This window comes from Methylobacterium sp. AC315, assembly GCF_979253755.1.
The window spans coordinates 368560-383920 of record NZ_CEEDEA010000003.1 but is presented as its reverse complement, the minus strand read 5'-3'; the positions used below and the strand labels follow the sequence as shown (position 1 = coordinate 383920).

The 15361-nt window shown below is 68.4% G+C and carries 19 protein-coding genes and 1 tRNA gene; 6 read left to right on the top strand and 14 right to left on the bottom strand.

Annotated features, from left to right (window positions below):
* Positions 1-39: 39 nt before the first annotated feature.
* From AC0IY0_RS07040 to AC0IY0_RS07020, 5 genes are all read right to left on the bottom strand, one after another.
* Entirely contained in the window at positions 40-1026 is a 987-nt protein-coding gene (locus AC0IY0_RS07040; protein ID WP_419829374.1) for a branched-chain amino acid ABC transporter permease, read from the bottom strand.
* Between the two features lie 23 nt (positions 1027-1049).
* On the bottom strand, positions 1050-1937 hold the full coding sequence (locus AC0IY0_RS07035; RefSeq protein WP_147855162.1) for a branched-chain amino acid ABC transporter permease: 888 nt from the start codon (positions 1935-1937) through the stop codon (positions 1050-1052).
* A 28-nt stretch (positions 1938-1965) separates the two neighbouring features.
* Entirely contained in the window at positions 1966-3183 is a 1218-nt protein-coding gene (locus AC0IY0_RS07030; RefSeq protein ID WP_419829373.1) for an ABC transporter substrate-binding protein, read from the bottom strand.
* Between the two features lie 94 nt (positions 3184-3277).
* Positions 3278-4021 carry an ABC transporter ATP-binding protein gene (locus AC0IY0_RS07025; protein ID WP_147938215.1) on the bottom strand — a complete coding sequence of 248 codons (744 nt, stop codon included), beginning with the start codon at positions 4019-4021 and terminating at the stop codon, positions 3278-3280.
* The gene (locus AC0IY0_RS07020; RefSeq protein ID WP_147908496.1) at positions 4014-4772 is read right to left on the bottom strand and encodes an ABC transporter ATP-binding protein; all 759 of its coding nucleotides are present in this window, start codon (positions 4770-4772) and stop codon (positions 4014-4016) included. The genes AC0IY0_RS07025 and AC0IY0_RS07020 overlap by 8 nt, the downstream gene beginning before the upstream one ends.
* A 272-nt stretch (positions 4773-5044) precedes the next feature.
* On the opposite strand from AC0IY0_RS07020, the gene AC0IY0_RS07015 reads away from it, so the two are divergent.
* The 3 genes from AC0IY0_RS07015 (at position 5045) to AC0IY0_RS07005 (ending at position 7852) form a co-directional block, all read left to right on the top strand.
* Positions 5045-5935 (top strand): 2-dehydro-3-deoxygalactonokinase, encoded by an 891-nt coding sequence (locus AC0IY0_RS07015; protein ID WP_471763383.1) that lies wholly within the window; start codon positions 5045-5047, stop codon positions 5933-5935.
* On the top strand, positions 5932-6567 hold the full coding sequence (locus AC0IY0_RS07010) for a 2-dehydro-3-deoxy-6-phosphogalactonate aldolase (RefSeq protein ID WP_461230886.1): 636 nt from the start codon (positions 5932-5934) through the stop codon (positions 6565-6567). Before AC0IY0_RS07015 ends, AC0IY0_RS07010 begins: the two co-directional genes overlap by 4 nt.
* Positions 6568-6691: 124 nt before the next feature.
* Entirely contained in the window at positions 6692-7852 is a 1161-nt protein-coding gene (locus AC0IY0_RS07005; RefSeq protein ID WP_147908499.1) for an alanine racemase, read from the top strand.
* Positions 7853-7861: 9 nt separating this feature from the next.
* Here AC0IY0_RS07005 and AC0IY0_RS07000 read toward each other — a convergent pair whose 3' ends face one another.
* The 5 genes from AC0IY0_RS07000 to AC0IY0_RS06980 all read right to left on the bottom strand — a co-directional run bounded on the left by AC0IY0_RS07000 (position 7862) and on the right by AC0IY0_RS06980 (position 10788).
* Positions 7862-8104 (bottom strand): hypothetical protein, encoded by a 243-nt coding sequence (locus AC0IY0_RS07000; RefSeq protein WP_147908500.1) that lies wholly within the window; start codon positions 8102-8104, stop codon positions 7862-7864.
* 179 nt (positions 8105-8283) lie between these two features.
* A complete protein-coding gene (locus tag AC0IY0_RS06995; protein ID WP_471763382.1) occupies positions 8284-8457 on the bottom strand; it encodes a hypothetical protein in 174 nt (57 codons plus the stop codon).
* A 182-nt stretch (positions 8458-8639) separates the two neighbouring features.
* The gene (locus tag AC0IY0_RS06990) at positions 8640-9557 is read right to left on the bottom strand and encodes a histone deacetylase family protein (RefSeq protein ID WP_419830016.1); all 918 of its coding nucleotides are present in this window, start codon (positions 9555-9557) and stop codon (positions 8640-8642) included.
* Complete coding sequence (locus AC0IY0_RS06985) at positions 9557-10498, bottom strand: NAD(P)/FAD-dependent oxidoreductase (RefSeq protein ID WP_471763381.1); 942 nt, start codon at positions 10496-10498, stop codon at positions 9557-9559. The genes AC0IY0_RS06990 and AC0IY0_RS06985 overlap by 1 nt, the downstream gene beginning before the upstream one ends.
* 205 nt (positions 10499-10703) lie before the next feature.
* Positions 10704-10788: transfer RNA gene (locus AC0IY0_RS06980), tRNA-Leu, on the bottom strand.
* A 137-nt stretch (positions 10789-10925) separates the two neighbouring features.
* Between AC0IY0_RS06980 and AC0IY0_RS06975 the strand changes: the two genes are divergently transcribed.
* The gene (locus AC0IY0_RS06975; RefSeq protein ID WP_147853841.1) at positions 10926-11507 is read left to right on the top strand and encodes a YqaA family protein; all 582 of its coding nucleotides are present in this window, start codon (positions 10926-10928) and stop codon (positions 11505-11507) included.
* A gap of 2 nt (positions 11508-11509) precedes the next feature.
* On the top strand, positions 11510-11998 hold the full coding sequence (locus AC0IY0_RS06970; protein WP_147908502.1) for a disulfide bond formation protein B: 489 nt from the start codon (positions 11510-11512) through the stop codon (positions 11996-11998).
* 21 nt (positions 11999-12019) lie between these two features.
* Here AC0IY0_RS06970 and AC0IY0_RS06965 read toward each other — a convergent pair whose 3' ends face one another.
* From AC0IY0_RS06965 to cpdR, 4 genes are all read right to left on the bottom strand, one after another.
* The gene (locus tag AC0IY0_RS06965; protein ID WP_147908503.1) at positions 12020-12475 is read right to left on the bottom strand and encodes a DUF1178 family protein; all 456 of its coding nucleotides are present in this window, start codon (positions 12473-12475) and stop codon (positions 12020-12022) included.
* An 8-nt stretch (positions 12476-12483) separates the two neighbouring features.
* A complete protein-coding gene (locus AC0IY0_RS06960; RefSeq protein WP_147938221.1) occupies positions 12484-13341 on the bottom strand; it encodes a carbon-nitrogen hydrolase family protein in 858 nt (285 codons plus the stop codon).
* Complete coding sequence (gene grxC, locus AC0IY0_RS06955) at positions 13334-13603, bottom strand: glutaredoxin 3 (RefSeq protein WP_147908522.1); 270 nt, start codon at positions 13601-13603, stop codon at positions 13334-13336. The genes AC0IY0_RS06960 and grxC overlap by 8 nt, the downstream gene beginning before the upstream one ends.
* 133 nt (positions 13604-13736) lie before the next feature.
* A complete protein-coding gene (gene cpdR / locus AC0IY0_RS06950; protein WP_007558883.1) occupies positions 13737-14093 on the bottom strand; it encodes a cell cycle two-component system response regulator CpdR in 357 nt (118 codons plus the stop codon).
* Positions 14094-14302: 209 nt separating this feature from the next.
* Here cpdR and AC0IY0_RS06945 point away from each other — a divergent pair, with 209 nt between their 5' ends.
* On the top strand, positions 14303-15205 hold the full coding sequence (locus AC0IY0_RS06945; protein WP_147908505.1) for an N-formylglutamate amidohydrolase: 903 nt from the start codon (positions 14303-14305) through the stop codon (positions 15203-15205).
* The last annotated feature ends 156 nt before the right edge of the window (positions 15206-15361 follow it).

Genomic DNA, 15361 nt, shown 5'->3' with positions numbered 1-15361 from the left:
TGGTTAATGATCCGTCAACGAACCGGCACCCGCCGCGTCTCACAGCGGCTTGCGGATGATCCGGGCGATCAGGCCGACGATGCCCTCGCGGAACAGCAGCACGCAGAGCACGAAGACGCAGCCCTGAATGATCGTCACCCAGGCGCCGAACTGCGCCAGATACGTTTCCATCGTGACAATCACCAGCGCGCCCACGATCGGCCCGAACACCGTGCCCATGCCGCCCACCAGCGTCATCAGCACCACCTCGCCGGACATCGACCAGTGGACGTCGGTGAGCGAGGCGAGCTGGAACACGATCGCCTTGGTCGAGCCCGCAAGCCCCGCGAGCGTCGCCGAGAGCACGAAGACCGCGAGCTTGTACTGGTTGGCGCGGTAGCCCAGCGAGATCGCCCGGGGCTCGTTGTCCCGGATCGCCTTGAGCACCTGCCCGAACGGCGAGTGGATGATCCGGTAGATCAGCAGCATCCCGGCCATGAAGACCACGCAGACGACGGCATACATCGCCCGGTCGTCGGCGAGGCTGAACACCCCGAACAGGTTGCCGCGCGGCACCGCCTGGATCCCGTCCTCGCCGCCGGTGAACTTCGCCTGCAGCGAGAAGAAGAACGCCATCTGGGCGAGCGCCAGTGTGATCATCGAGAAGTAGATGCCCTGCCGGCGGATCGCCAGCGAGCCGAAGACCAGCCCGAGCAGGGCCGCGGTGGCGGTGCCCGACAGGATCGCCAATTCCGGCGTGAAACCGAGGCTCTTGGCCGTGTAGGCGCAGAGATAGCTCGCCATGCCGAAATAGGCGGCGTGACCGAACGAGAGCAGGCCGCCGTAGCCGAGCAGCAGGTTGAAGGCGAGCGCGAACAGCGCGAAGCACAGCACCTTCATCAGGTAGACGGGATAGAGGATCAGCGGCGCCGCGGTCAGCACGACCGCGATGCCGACAAAAATCATCCAGTGCAGCGCCTTGTCGTCGCGGCGCGTCGGCAGCGCTGCGGCGATCGGGGCGACGTCGATGGCGGCGGTGTCGGCCATGGGGATCGAGCCTCTGATCTCTTTCAGGCCGTGCGCCCGAACAGGCCGGCGGGTTTGACGAGCAGCACCAGCACCATGATCACGAAGATCACGGTGGCCGACGCCTCCGGGTAGAACACCTTGGTCAGGCCCTCGACCAGGCCGAGGGCGAAGCCGGTGATCACCGAGCCGATGATCGAGCCCATGCCGCCGATCACCACCACGGCGAAGACCACGATGATGATGTCGGCGCCCATGTTCGGGTTCACCGAGTAGATCGGGGCGGCGAGGACCCCGGCGAAACCCGCGAGCGCCACGCCGAACCCGTAGGTCAGGGTCAGGAACAGCGGCACGTTCACCCCGAAGGCCTGGACCAGGGTCGGGTTCTCGGTCGCGGCCCGGAGGTAGGCGCCGAGCTTGGTCTTCTCGATCACCAACCACGTCGCGATGCAGACGGTGAGCGAGGCCACCACCACCCAGGCCCGGTAGTTCGGCAGGAACATGAACGGCAGGCGCTGGCCGCCCGACAGCTCGGCCGGGATCGCGTAGGGCAGCCCCGACACGCCGTACTGGTTGCGGAACAGGCCCTGGATGATCAGCGCCAACCCGAAGGTCAGGAGCAGGCCGTAGAGGTGATCGAGCTTGTAGAGGCGCGCGATCAGCACCCGTTCCAGCAGGATGCCGAAGGCCCCCACCACCAGCGGCGCCAGCCCGAGCGCCCACCAGTAGCCGAGCCCGACATAGGTCAGCAGCATCCAGGCCACGAACGCGCCCATCATGTAGAGCGCGCCGTGGGCGAAGTTGATGATGTTGAGGAGCCCGAAGATGATCGCGAGACCGAGCGACAGGATCGCGTAGAACGAGCCGTTGATCAGGCCGAGCAGCAACTGTCCGAACAGCGCCTGGGTCGGCACGCCGAAGATCGTGGTCATAGCCGTCCTCCGTGCCGGACCCGCACCGTTAGCCCTTCACCAGCGGGCAATTGCCGTCGTTGAGCGGCCGGAAGACCTGATCGCCCGGGATCGTCTCGAGCTTGTTGTAGAGGTCCCACTCACCCTTCGACTCCGAGGGCTTCTTCACCTCGAACAGGTACATGTCGTGGATCTTGCGGCCGTCCGCGCGGATGGTGCCCTTTCCGAACAGCGGGTCGTCGGTGGGCATGGACTTCATCTTGGCGACCACGGCGGCACCGTCGGCTCCGGATTTCAGCTCGGCCATCGCCTTCAGGTAATGAAGCACGTCGGAGTAGACGCCCGCGTGGTTGGCGGTCGGCTTCGAGTTGCCCTTCATCTGCTTGGCGAACCGGTCCGAGAAGGCGCGGGTCTGGTCGTTCAGGTCCCAGTAGAACGGCTCGGTGAGAACGAGGCCCTGCGCGACCTTGGTCCCGAGCGAATGCACGTCCGAGGAGAACACGAGGAGCCCGGCCAAAGCCTGGCCGCCCTCGGTGATGCCGAACTCGCCGGCCTGCTTGATCGCGTTGATCGTGTCGGTGCCCGCGTTGGCGAGCCCGATCACCTTGGCGCCGGACCCCTGCGCCTGCAGCAGGAACGACGAGAAGTCCGAGGTCGGGAACGGGGTCTTGACCGAGCCGATGACCTTGCCGCCGTTCTTGGTGATCACCGCGCTGGTGTCGCGCTGCAGGGTCTGGCCGAAGACGTAGTCGGCGGTAAGGAAGAACCAGGTGTTGCCGCCGCGCTTGACCATGGCGCCGCCGGTGCCGTTGGCGAGCGCCACCGTGTCGTAGACCCAGTGGATCGTGTTCGGCGTGCATTGCGGGCCGGTGAGGTCGGCGGTCCCGGCGCCGGTATCGATGAAGACCTTGTTCTTCTCTTTGGTTACTTGGCTGATCGCCAGGGCGACCGACGAGGTCACGCCGTCGGTGATCATGTCGACGCCGTCGCGGTCATACCATTGCCGGGCGATGCCGGCCCCGACATCGGGCTTGTTCTGGTGGTCGGCGGAGACGATCTCGACCTTCAGCCCGTGCTCTGCCGGCTTGAAATCCTCCACCGCCAGCTTTGCGGCGACGACCGAGCCTTCGCCGCTGATGTCGGAATAGGCGCCCGAGCGGTCGCCCAGGATGCCGATCTTTACGTTCGTCTGCGCGCTCGCGCCGCCCATCATCAGGGCACCCGCGAGGGCGGCGAGGGACACGGACCCGATGAGACGTCCGAACATCATGGTCTTCCTATCCTCCAGCGGCGCAGCGGATGACCGCTTGCCGAGCGTCCGACGCCGTTCTCCGGCGCTGATCAGGTATTGGTCGTCCGCCTCAGACGCCGAGATAGGCGTGAAGCTTGTCGATATTTGCGTCAAGCTCGGCATTCGGGATCATGTCGACCACCCTGCCCTGCTCGATGACGAAGTGCCGGTCGGCCAAGGTCTGCGCGAAGCGAAAATTCTGCTCCACCAGCACGATGGTGTAGCCCTGTGACTTCAACTGTTGGATCGTCCGGCCGATCTGCTGCACGATCACCGGCGCGAGACCTTCGGTAGGCTCGTCCAGCAGGATCAGCTTGGCGCCGGTCCGCAGGATCCGGCCGATGGCGAGCATCTGCTGCTCGCCGCCCGAGAGCTTGGTGCCCTGGCTGCCCGCACGCTCCTTCAGGTTCGGGAACAGGGTGTGGATCTCGGCCACCGTCATGCCGCCGGGCTTCACCCGCGGCGGCAGCATCAGGTTCTCGTGGACCGTGAGGCTCGCGAAGATGCCGCGCTCCTCCGGGACGTAGCCGAGGCCGAGCCGGGCGATGTTGCGCGAAGCCATTCGGATCGTCTCGACACCGTCATAGACGATCGATCCGGAGCGCTTACCCAGGATGCCGATGATCGCCCGGAGCGTCGTGGTCTTGCCGGCGCCGTTCCGGCCGAGCAGCGTGATCACCTCGCCGGCCCGGACATCGAGGTCGATGCCGTGCAGCACGTGGCTCTCGCCGTACCAGCCCTCCAGGCCGCGGACGGTGAGGAGGGCATCGGTCGCCGCGGCCGGCGCGGGTCTCTTCACGGCGGCCTCAAGCATGTCCCGACCCGATATAAGCCTCGACCACGCGCGGATCCTTTGAGACGGTGGCGTAATCGCCCTCGGCCAGGACCTGTCCGCGCGCGAGAACAGTGATGCGGTCGGACAGCGACGCGACCACCGAGAGATTGTGCTCGACCATCAGGATCGTCCGATCCTTCGAGACCCGCCGGATCAGCTGCGCCGTCCGGTCGACGTCCTCGTGGCCCATGCCGGCCATCGGCTCGTCGAGCAGCAGCATCTCGGGATCGAGCGCCAGGGTCGTGGCGATCTCGAGGGCGCGCTTGCGGCCGTAGGACAGTTCCACCGCGAGCGAGTCGGCGAACTCTGACAGGCCCACGGCCTCGACGAGCGCCAACGCCTCGCCGTTGAGCGCCCGCAGCACTTTCTCGGGGCGCCAGAAGTCGAACGAATCCCCCCTGCGCCGGCGCTGGAGCGCGATGCGGACGTTTTCGGTGACCGTCAGGTGCGGAAATACCGCCGAGATCTGGAAGGAACGCACGAGGCCGAGCCGAGCCACGTCGGCGGCGCGCAGCCCGGTGATGTCCCGATCCTTGTACCGGATCGTGCCCGCGGTCGGGATCAGAAACTTCGTGAGCAGGTTGAAACAGGTGGTCTTGCCGGCACCGTTCGGGCCGATCAGCGCATGGATCGTCCCGCGCTCGACTTCCAACTTGACGCCGTTGACGGCCCGGAATCCCTTGAATTCCATCGTCAAGCCATCGGTCGCCAGGATCACGTCCCGTGCCAAGCGCGTCCCTCCCGCGTATGATTTATTGCCTGCCATATCGCCGATCCGGCCCTGAACAGTCCATCGCAAACGCTCGGCGCGGCGGGACAATCCCCGGCTCATGATATGCTGATGCTTTCCGGGGTCGGGCCAACATCCCGTCGGGATGATGATACCGGCGCGGAGGGCACCTGACGGCCGGTCGATCCGGGCCGACCGGGTGTCGGCAAGCCGCTTGACCCAACTTCGGCCGAGCCTGTAACTCATACAAATCACGGGCAGGGAGGGCGCGCATGGTCGGCCAAGCGGCCTACATTGCCGTCGACTGGGGCACCACCAACCGGCGCGCCTACGCGATGTCGGCGGAGGGCGTCGTCGTCGAAACCCAGCAGGACGATCGCGGCGTCCTCGCGCTATCGCCCGACGATTATCCCGGCGCGATCGCGCGGCTGCGGGAGCGCTTCGGCGCGCAGATCGTGGTCGCAGCCGGCATGGTCGGCTCGACGCGCGGCTGGCGCGAAGCTCCCTATATCGATGCGCCCGCAGCGTTGCGGGACCTCGCCGCGGCGAGCCTCGCGGTCGCCCCCGACGTGCGGATCATCCCGGGTGTCGCGCTCCGGAGCGGCCCGCGGCCGGACGTGATGCGGGGCGAGGAGGTCCAGGTGCTGGGCGCGATCAGCAGCGGCGCCGCGCCGCCGACGGCGTTGTTCTGCCAGCCCGGCACGCACAACAAATGGATCGCCACGGTGGACGGCGCGATCACCGATTTTGCCACCGTGATGACCGGCGAACTCTTCGCCCTGGTCCGCACCCACGGCATCCTGGCCGGCATGCTGGACGGTGCGGTCGCGGACGGTCCCGCCTTCCGGGACGGGCTCCGCCGCGGGCGCGAGGCGCGCAACCTCGCCGCCGCCTTGTTCGAGGTCCGCGCCGGGGTGCTGCTCGCCCGGCTGGCGCCTGACGATGCCGCCGCCTACGCCAGCGGCCTCATGATCGGCGCGGATGTCGGCACGCGCACCGATCTGGCCGAGCGTCCGGTGCACCTGCTCGGCGGCGGCGCGCTAGCCGCGCTCTACACTGTTGCGATCACGGAAGCTGGCGGCCATGCCGTTGCCGTGCCGGACGGCGCCACGACGGCCGGCATCCACGCCATCTGGCAGGCCATCTCGAAAGCGCGGGCATGACGATCCTCGACCGTTTCGAAGTCGCTTTCGCGGCCTGCCCCCTGGTGGCGATCCTGCGCGGACTCACCCCGGACGAGGCACCCGCGATCGGCGACGCGCTGGTCGAGGCCGGGTTCACCCTGATCGAGGTGCCGCTGAACTCGCCCGATCCGCTCCGAAGCATCGGGCTGCTGGCCGAACGCTTCGCCGGGCGTGCCCTGGTGGGGGCCGGCACGGTTCTGACGCCCGGTCAGGTCGGCGACGTCGCGGCGGCGGGCGGGACCCTGATCGTCTCGCCCAACACCGACCCGGCGGTGATCGGCGCGTCCGTAGCCGCGGGCCTCGTCTCACTGCCCGGCTATCAGACGCCGAGCGAGGCATTCGCCGCCCTCGCAGCCGGCGCGACCGCCCTGAAACTCTTCCCCGCGGACATCGCGACCCCGGCAGCGCTCAAGGCGCACCGGGCCGTGTTCCCGGCCAGCGCCCGCGTGCTCGCCGTCGGCGGCGTCACGCCCGATAGCGTATCCATTTGGCGGCAGGCCGGCGCGGTGGGCTTCGGGCTCGGTTCGAGCCTCTATCGCCCCGGCAAGCCTGCGGATGAGGTCGCCCGGGACGCTTCAGCCTTCATCGCGGCGATCAGCGGACCTGCCTGATTGCGCGTAGCCCCACCGAACCGGGGCTGTCCGTCGAGTATCGTCAATCCTCGTAACCGGAGCGCGACAGAGATGGCGCTGCGGTCTAGAAACGCGCCCGCGTGGAGCAGGCGGGAGCAGGCGGATGGCGGACGGGCGGATCGGACGGGCGGACGGCTTCGACGGACTCGAGACGCCCTGCCTTCTCCTCGACGCGGACAGGCTGGCTGCCAACGTCGCGACCATGCGGGCGGGGCTCGACCGGCTGGGCGTAACGCTGCGGCCGCACCTGAAGACCGCGAAATCGCTCGCCGTCGCCCGCATCGCCATGGCGAGCCCGTCCGGACCCGCGACGGTCTCGACCCTCCGGGAGGCCGAGCACTTCGCCGAGGGGGGCGTGCGCGACCTGATCTACGCCGTCGGGATCGCGCCGCAGAAGCTCGACCGTGTTGGGGCGATCCGGCGGCGCTGGGATGCGGACCTCGCCATCGTGCTCGATTCGGCCGAGCAGGCCGACGCCGTGGCGGCGTGGAGCCGCCGGAACGACGACCCGCTGCCGGTGCTGATCGAGGTCGATGCCGACGGTCATCGTTCCGGCGTCGATCCGCGCGATGCGGATACGCTGGTGGCGATCGGCCGGGTGCTCTCCGACGGTGCCTCCCTGCGCGGCGTGCTGCTGCATGCGGGCGACAGCTACGGCCTCACCGATCCCGCCGCGCTGAAGGCGGCAGCCGAAGCCGAACGCGCCGCCGCCGTGGCGGCGGCCGCGATCCTGCGCGGCGCCGGCCTGCCCTGCCCGGTTGTCAGCGTCGGCTCGACGCCGACCGCGCGCTACGCCGACAACCTCGACGGCATCACCGAGGTCCGGGCCGGCGTATTCATGATCGGGGACCTGTTCCAGGCAGGCGTCGGCTCCTGCCGGGTCGACGAGATCGCCCTGACCGTTTTGACCACGGTGATCGGCCACCAGCGGGAGAAGGGCTGGATCATCACGGATGCCGGCTGGATGGCGCTGTCCCGCGACCGCGGTACGGCGCGTCAGGCCATCGATCAGGGCTACGGCATCGCCTGCGACGGGACGGGACAGCCCTACCCGGACCTGATCGTACGGGACGCGAACCAGGAACACGGGATCCTGGCCCTCCGGCCGGGCTCGTCAGCGCCCCTCCCCGACCTGCCGATCGGGGCACGGCTTCGGATCCTGCCCAACCATGCTTGCGCCACCGGCGCCCAGCACGACCACTACCATGTCGTCGCCGACGGCGGGCTGAGCGGAGCAGTCTGGCCGCGCATCAACGGCTGGTAATGTCGGGTCTTACCGCCCGTTCGAGACAGTCCGCACCGGACGGTCCGACTGGTCCATCACCGTGCGGCAGCCGGCGCTCAGATTCGGTCGCTGCTGGCGCAGACAGACCGTGATCGCTGCCACGTTGGGGATCTGGGCTGCGCAGAGACGCATCACGTCCGGGGTGCAGGCCGCGCGGTCGGCACGGGATTGCGCCAGCGCGGGCGCTGCGCCGGCGATCAGGGCGAGCAGAGCGAACGTGGCGGACTTCATCGACGGGAATCCTCAGGCGGATGATGGATGGGCTTTAACGGCCAAGCCTCGAAGTGCGGCGTGAACGCCGCGACACACCGAAATATCTATCGCGCGACCGACCTATTCTGCCGCAGCGCCGCGGATCGTCACCGCCATGCGGCACCTCAGCCGGATATCCTGCAGCGCGTCTCGTACGGTCAGGGTCTTGCGACCGGCGTGATCGCCCCGGTCGCCACAGGCTCGATCTGTGACGCGGCGGCATTCACCGGCGCCTTCTGCCGATCGAGCTTGTCCGCCGAGACGAGAGCCGCGGTGATCAGGGCCACCGCCGCTATCGTCGCCTTCAAGACCTCCCAGATTCGCGTAAGCATGGCTGAGTCCCAATGGCGTCACTGGATCTTCAGCATGTCTGCCTGGGGCGAAGCTGTTCAACACGCCCGCCCGGCGTCGTCTCATCGATCCGTGACTTCCGGATCTTCGGCGGCGACCCTTCCCAAAACCTTTCCGGGCCGCCGGTCCACACTCATCCGCCGGGACCTGATGCATCCGGGCCTCACCTGGAGGCGGAGTCCGCCGCAGCCTCCGCGGCCATCGCCTCGAAGACCAGTGAATGCCGCAGCGCCAGCGCCTCGACATCGTAGGTGTAGCCGCCGCCGATCACCGCAACGACCGGGATAGCGCGGGTGCGGGCCTGCGCGATGACGAACCGATCCCGGGCCAGCAGGCCCGCATCCGTCAGGCAGAGCCGCCCGAGGCGGTCGTCGCGGTGCGGATCGACTCCGGCATTGTAGAACACCAGGTCGGGCGCCAGCGCGTCGAGGAGCGGCGGCATCCGGGCGCGCAGCACGTCGAGGTAGCCGCCGTCATCGAGACGGTCCGGCAGGCCGATATCGAGGTCCCCGGCGATCTTGTGCGCGGGATAGTTGTTCTCGCAGTGGATCGAGAGCGTGAACAGTTCCGGGCAGAGCGCCAGGCAATCCGCGGTGCCATCGCCTTGGTGGACATCCAGATCGACCACCAGGACACGCCTCACCGCGCCCTCCGCCTGCAGCGTGCGGGCGGCGACGGCCACGTCGTTCAGCACGCAGAAGCCTGCACCCTGGAGCCGCCGTGCGTGATGGCTTCCACCGGCCGCGCTTCCGGCCAGCCCCTCGGCCAAGGCCAGGCGGGCGGCCAGGAGCGTCCCGCCCACGGAGGCGCGCGAGCGGCGAACCAGGGCAGCATCCACGGGTAGGCCGATGGCGCGCTCGATCTCCGGCGGGACCGCGACGGCGAGGACGGAAGCCACGTAGGCGGGGTCGTGCGCCTGGACCAGGATCTCGGCCCCGGCGAGCTCCGGGGTGACGAAGCCGAGCGGCGCCAGCCCCTTGGCCACCAGCGTCTCGGCCAGCAAGCCATATTTGCGCATCGGGAAGCGATGGCCCGCCGGAAGGCTCGATTCGTAGGCCGGGTGGAAGGCGATGGGCGGGATCACGCGGCTAGGCCGAGATCGCCGAGGATCGCCTGCGCAAGCGCCAGGCCGCTGTCATGGGCTGCTTCGATCCGCGGCCCGAGACACCAGTCGCCGGCCGCTCCCAGTCGGAGCGCGGGATCGTACTGGCAGGGGCGACCCAAGGCGGTCTCGACCTGGGCGAAGCGCCAGCGATGCGCCTCCGCGTAGCTCGGCCGAAGCGGCGCGGCCAGACACGCCGCCGCAGCCCGCGTCAACTCGGACACGACCGCATCCCGCGACAGTTCCAGATGCGCGCGCGACCAATCGGGCTTCGCGTGTACGGTCAGGCGGATGCCGGCGGGACGGCCGGGTTTCGACGAGTCCGTCGCGATGAGCCCGAGCGGACCGTCCTTCGGCTCGATCAGGGCTGCCGTGGGCGCCTCATCGACCGCGAGCATCAGCGACCAGCACGGTGCGTAGGAGGCATGCTGGATCTCGGGCATCGCGAAACCGGAGGCCGCCAACAGCGTAACGGTGTCTGGCGCCGGAAAGGTGATCGCCAGTGCCGCGAACGGGCCGTGATGCCCGCCCGCGCTGTCGGTCAGTCGCCAGGACGCCTCGTCGCGGACGATACGCGTGATCGTCGTACCGCTGGACACGGGAAGTTCGGCCAGAAGGTCCCGGACCGGCGCGGTCATGCCCGGCACGCCGACGCGGCGCATCGCCCCGCCCCAGGGCGCCGTGATCCCGCGCATGTCCCAGTCGGCAACCCGCGCGGCGAAGGCATCGGCGTGCGCACGTAGGAATTGCGCGCCATGGTCGAACTGCATCGTGCCCGAAAGGCGGGTCGCCATGCGGCCGCCGACGCCGCGTCCCTTGTCGAACACCTGCACGGGCAGGCCGGCCTCGGCGAGATGACGCGCCGCCGTGGCGCCGGCCATTCCAGCGCCCAGGATCGCGACGCGTCTGTTGTGGCTCACGCTACCGCCCCCGGCGCAACGCGGACCCTGCATCCGCGTAGACGGCAGAGATAGGGGATGATCCGTCGGGCGTCAGAGCGAACGGGCCGCGACGCAAGCGCTCGCGCGTGAGCAACGATGCGGCCACAACCGGGGACTCTCATGGGCGACGCAGCGAAAGGCCCGGTCCGATGCGCGCTGCTCGATCGCTCGGAAGCCGAGACGATGGTGCGGGTAGAGGGAATCGAACCCCCACGCCTTGCGGCTGGCGATTTTGAGTCGCCCGCGTCTACCAATTCCGCCATACCCGCGCGCGTCGGGCTCTTCGCATAAGTGTGGCCTCCACGCCAAGGGTGCGCGGCCGGGTTTTTTGCCGACATTGCCGATCTGGCCAAGGCGCGGCGCCTGTGCTCAAAGGACGGCCGCTTCCTCACGACCCGGACCCTGAATGCTCCGCCGGCTCTACGCGTGGATCCTCGCGCTCAGCGGCAGGCCCTCCGCGCCCTACGTGCTCGGGGCCGTCGCCTTCGCCGAAAGCTCGTTCTTCCCGGTCCCGCCGGACGCGATGCTGGTCCCGATGGCGGTCAGCCGTCCGGATCGGGTCTGGCTCTACGCGACGATCGCCACGGTGGCCTCGGTGCTCGGCGGGCTGGTCGGCTACGCGATCGGGGCGCTGCTGTTCGATTCCCTCGGCGAGTGGCTGATCCGGCTGTACGGGCTGCAGAATTCGGCCGCGACCTTCCAGGATTCCTACGCCCGCTACGGCCATTGGGTGATCCTGTTGAAGGGGCTCACGCCGATCCCGTACAAGCTCGTCACGATCACGTCGGGCTTCGCCCATTACAGCCTGTTCTGGTTCACGGTGCTGTCGATCGTCACCCGCGGGGCCCGGTTCTTCATCCTGGCCGGACTGCTGGGCCGCTACGGCGTCCAGATCCGCGGCGTGCTCGATCGGCATCTCAACGTGGTCGTGGCGATCTCGGTCGCCGTGATCGTCCTCGGCTTCCTGCTGTTCAAGGTGATCCTGTAGCCATGAACTTCGCGTCGGCACTGCGCCTCAAGAAGGCGGGTCTTGGGCTGGCTCTCGGCTCGGCATTGGTCCTGGCCGCCGTTCTGGTGCTGCAGTACGGCTACGGCTATGCGCCGTGTAAGCTCTGCCTGACCGAGCGCCTGCCCTTCTACGCCGCCCTGCCCCTTGGGCTCGCCGCGCTGTTCGCGCCCGAGCGCCTGGCTCGCCTGGCGCTCGGGCTCGCCGCCCTGGGGCTCCTGTATGGCGCCGGGCTCGGCGTCTACCATGGTGGCGCGGAATGGGGATTCTGGCCGGGCCCGAGCGATTGCGGCGGCGGCACGGGTGCGAACCCGGGACAGGTCGGCGAATTCCTGAATGCGCTTCAGAACACGAAGGTCGTGGATTGCTCGGTGGCGGCCTTGCGCATCCTCGGGATCTCCCTGGCCGGATGGAACGCCGTCGTCGCCTTCGTCCTGGCCTCGTTCGCCGGCACCGCAGCCCTGCGGTCCTGAGCTCCCGCGGTACGGTGCGCCTCAGTTGCGGTCGTCGGGCATGATCGGGATCGGCGCGACGTCGATCCCCTCATCGATGAGGGCGCGCGCTTCGGCCGGGCTGGCCTCGCCGTAGATCGAGCGGCCCTCGGCCTCACCGTAGTGGATCTTGCGCGCCTCCTCTGGGAAGCGCGTCCCGACATGCTCGGAATTGGCCACGACCTGCTCGCGCAGCGCCCGCAGCATCGCCCGTACCTGCCGCTCGGGCTCCGCGATCATCGCCATCGGAGCTTCGGCCTGGGGCGCCGCCGGCGCCGGACGCTCATTGCGATCGCTGCGGGCCACGTTGGGCGCCATCAGCGCCTTCGTGACATTCGCGCTCTCGCAGATCGGGCAGGTCACCAGCCCACGCTCCGCCTGCGCATCGTAGGATTCGGAGGACGGGAACCAGCTGTCGAAGCCGTGCGCGGATTCGCAAACGAGACTGTACCGGATCATGGGTTTGCTTACTGTACGGCCTGAACCTGAGGCCCGATGCGCTCGATTGTGAACGCGCGCGTGTGTTGCAGGGCGGGAATCCGCGCCCGGGCGTCAGCGACCTGGGCGAGGTCGATCTCGGCCAGGATTACGCCCGGCTCGGACCCGCCGGCATCGGCGAGCACCCGCCCCCAGGGATCGACGATCATGGAATGGCCGAAGGTCTCGCGGCCGTCCTCGTGGATTCCACCCTGGGCCGCCGAGATCATGAAGGCGCCGGTCTCGATCGCCCGCGCCCGCTGGAGGATGTGCCAATGCGCCTCACCGGTCTGGCGGGTGAAGCAGGCCGGTGCGGTGAGCACCTCGGCCCCAGCCTCTGCGAGGGCGCGGTACAAGGCCGGGAAGCGGATATCGTAGCAGATCGTCAGGCCGAGCGTCGCCCAAGGGGTCGCCGCCACCACCGCGCAGGCGCCGCCGGTATAGGTGGCCGATTCACGCCAGCGCTCGCCGCTCGGCAGGTCGACATCGAACAGGTGCAGCTTGTCGTAGGACCCCAGGATCTCCCCGTCCGCGCCGATCAGGAAGGCCCGGTTGGCAATCTTGTCGCCCGACCGCACCGCCAGCGAGCCGATATGCACCATCACCCCGGTGTCCCGGGCGGTCTGCCGCAGGCCGGCCAGGGTCGGATCCTGCTCGGCCTCGGTGACGTGCGCGAACAGGCGCTCGCGGCTGCGCTCGACCAGCGACGTCATCTCGGGAGTCTGGACGTAATGCGCGCCGCGGTCGGCAGCCTCGCGCACCCCGGCGACAGCCGCGTCGCGATTGGCGCCCGGGTCGCGGCCCGAGCGCATCTGCACGCAGGCGGCGGTGAAGCGCCTCTCAGGCATCGGCCTTGTCCGTCAGCAGCGGATCGAGCTTGCCGGCACGATCCAAGGCGTAGAGATCGTCGCAGCCGCCGACATGGGTCGATCCGATGAAGATCTGCGGTACGCTGGTGCGGCCACCGGCGCGCTCGACCATCACGGCCCGGCCACCCTGGGCGCGCTCGACGTCGATTTCCTGGAAGGCGACGCCCTTCTCCTTCAGCAGGCTCTTGGCCGCCGAACAGTAAGGGCACCAGGCCGTGGTGTAGATCGTGACCGGCTGCATGGCGGGCGTCATCTCGCGCGGGAACTCCCGTCATATAGGAGTACGCCCGTCGATTTACCTATGCCCGTGTGGTCACAGCCGAACCGAGCCGCAACCGCAGCGGCCCCTGGTGAATCCAGAGCCGATCGGCCGGTCAGGCGGCCATCAGCTTCTCGACCTCGTTGACGAGATCGCGCAGGTGGAATGGCTTCGACAGGACCTTGGCATCCTTCGGAGCCTTCGAATCCGGGTTGAGCGCCACCGCGGCGAAGCCGGTGATGAACATCACCTTGATGTCCGGGTCGAGCTCGGTGGCGCGCCGCGCCAGCTCGATCCCGTCCATCTCGGGCATCACGATATCGGTCAGCAGCAGCTCGAACGGCTCCTCGCGCAGCCGGTTGTAGGCCGAGAGGCCGTTGTCGAAGGACAGGACATCGTAGCCCGCGTTCTGCAGCGCCTTGGCCAGGAACCGGCGCATGTCGTTGTCGTCTTCCGCCAGCAGGATTTTCATCGGCCGTTTCCGAGCCCTCGAGTCGAAATGTTGATCCCATAAAGGGACGCGATGGTAAACAAGGTGTTAGGATTGGAGCCCGCAGCCGGCGCCGCGTGTCTCGAAAACGGCCCTGTGGGCCGTCGGCATCAGGGTGGACAGGCGATCATCCGCATACCACACTGCGTATCCGCCGCGCTTTTCCAGACGCCGGGGTGTGCACGTAACCCATGACCGCGCCCGAAACGGTACAGCCCGACGCCCTCGGTTTCGCCCCGGCTTTCGCGGTCGAAGAACCGGCGACGCACATCCTGCCCTTCGTCTTCAATACCGGCCATTCCGGCGCCGTCTACCCCCCCGATTTCGTCGCCGCCTCGCGCCTGGACGCGCTCACTCTGCGCCGCTCCGAGGATGCCCATGTCGATCGCCTGTTCGCCTCTGTGGTCGAACTCGGCGCACCGCTGCTCCGGGCGAATTTCCCGCGGGCTTTCCTGGACGTGAACCGCGAGCCCTACGAGCTCGACCCACGCATGTTCGACGGCCGTTTGCCGCCATTCGCCAACACCCGGTCGATGCGGGTCGCGGGCGGGCTTGGCACCGTTCCGCGGGTCGTGGCGGACGGCCAGGAGATCTACGCCCGGCGCCTGCCGGTCGGCGATGCGATCGCCCGCATCGAGGCCCTGTACAAACCCTACCACCGAGTCCTGCGCGGCCTGATCCAGCGCACGGCGCGGACGCACGGCCATTGCATCCTGATCGATTGCCACTCGATGCCGTCCTCAAGTCTCGGACGCGATACCGAGATCAAGGCCGACATGGTCCTGGGCGACCGCTACGGCACCGCGTGCGCGCCGGGCCTGATCGAGGCGTTCGAGGCCGCGTTCCGCGCCAAGGGTTTCCGGGTGGTCCGCAACAAACCCTACGCGGGCGGCTTCATCACCGAGCATTACGGCGAGCCCAACCTCGGGCGGCATGCTCTGCAGATAGAGGTCAACCGGGCGTTGTACATGGACGAGGCGAGCCTCACGACGACGCCTGATTTCCCGAGCCTCGTGAAGGCACTGCGGTCGGTTGTGGCCGGCGTGGCGGCCGATCTCGGTGACCTTACGCCCAGCCGGATCGCCGCCGAGTAGGCTGCACTCAGTCCACGTCCGGCGCCGCCACGAAAATCGGCGTTCGAAACGGCCTTCCTCACCCATAGCCTTGGGAAGGTCCGCCGCGGCGAGACCACGGGCCCGTCGATCAATCGACGGAGCACGCAACGAGGAGGTCGAGACAAGAAAAAAGGC

Bases quoted from the DNA above. Each gene is read 5' to 3' on its own strand.
- AC0IY0_RS07010 (WP_461230886.1), top strand. From the start codon at position 5,932: ATGACGATCCTCGACCGTTTCGAAGTCGCTTTCGCGGCCTGCCCCCTG.
- AC0IY0_RS06970 (WP_147908502.1), top strand. From the start codon at position 11,510: ATGAACTTCGCGTCGGCACTGCGCCTCAAGAAGGCGGGTCTTGGGCTG.
- AC0IY0_RS07035 (WP_147855162.1), bottom strand. From the start codon at position 1,937: ATGACCACGATCTTCGGCGTGCCGACCCAGGCGCTGTTCGGACAGTTG.
- grxC (WP_147908522.1), bottom strand. From the start codon at position 13,603: ATGCAGCCGGTCACGATCTACACCACGGCCTGGTGCCCTTACTGTTCG.
- AC0IY0_RS07005 (WP_147908499.1), top strand. From the start codon at position 6,692: ATGGCGGACGGGCGGATCGGACGGGCGGACGGCTTCGACGGACTCGAG.
- AC0IY0_RS07040 (WP_419829374.1), bottom strand. From the start codon at position 1,026: ATGGCCGACACCGCCGCCATCGACGTCGCCCCGATCGCCGCAGCGCTG.
- cpdR (WP_007558883.1), bottom strand. From the start codon at position 14,093: ATGAAAATCCTGCTGGCGGAAGACGACAACGACATGCGCCGGTTCCTG.
- AC0IY0_RS07030 (WP_419829373.1), bottom strand. From the start codon at position 3,183: ATGTTCGGACGTCTCATCGGGTCCGTGTCCCTCGCCGCCCTCGCGGGT.
- AC0IY0_RS06995 (WP_471763382.1), bottom strand. From the start codon at position 8,457: ATGCTTACGCGAATCTGGGAGGTCTTGAAGGCGACGATAGCGGCGGTG.
- AC0IY0_RS06945 (WP_147908505.1), top strand. From the start codon at position 14,303: ATGACCGCGCCCGAAACGGTACAGCCCGACGCCCTCGGTTTCGCCCCG.
- AC0IY0_RS06975 (WP_147853841.1), top strand. From the start codon at position 10,926: ATGCTCCGCCGGCTCTACGCGTGGATCCTCGCGCTCAGCGGCAGGCCC.
- AC0IY0_RS07025 (WP_147938215.1), bottom strand. From the start codon at position 4,021: ATGCTTGAGGCCGCCGTGAAGAGACCCGCGCCGGCCGCGGCGACCGAT.
- AC0IY0_RS07015 (WP_471763383.1), top strand. From the start codon at position 5,045: ATGGTCGGCCAAGCGGCCTACATTGCCGTCGACTGGGGCACCACCAAC.
- AC0IY0_RS07000 (WP_147908500.1), bottom strand. From the start codon at position 8,104: ATGAAGTCCGCCACGTTCGCTCTGCTCGCCCTGATCGCCGGCGCAGCG.
- AC0IY0_RS06960 (WP_147938221.1), bottom strand. From the start codon at position 13,341: ATGCCTGAGAGGCGCTTCACCGCCGCCTGCGTGCAGATGCGCTCGGGC.
- AC0IY0_RS06965 (WP_147908503.1), bottom strand. From the start codon at position 12,475: ATGATCCGGTACAGTCTCGTTTGCGAATCCGCGCACGGCTTCGACAGC.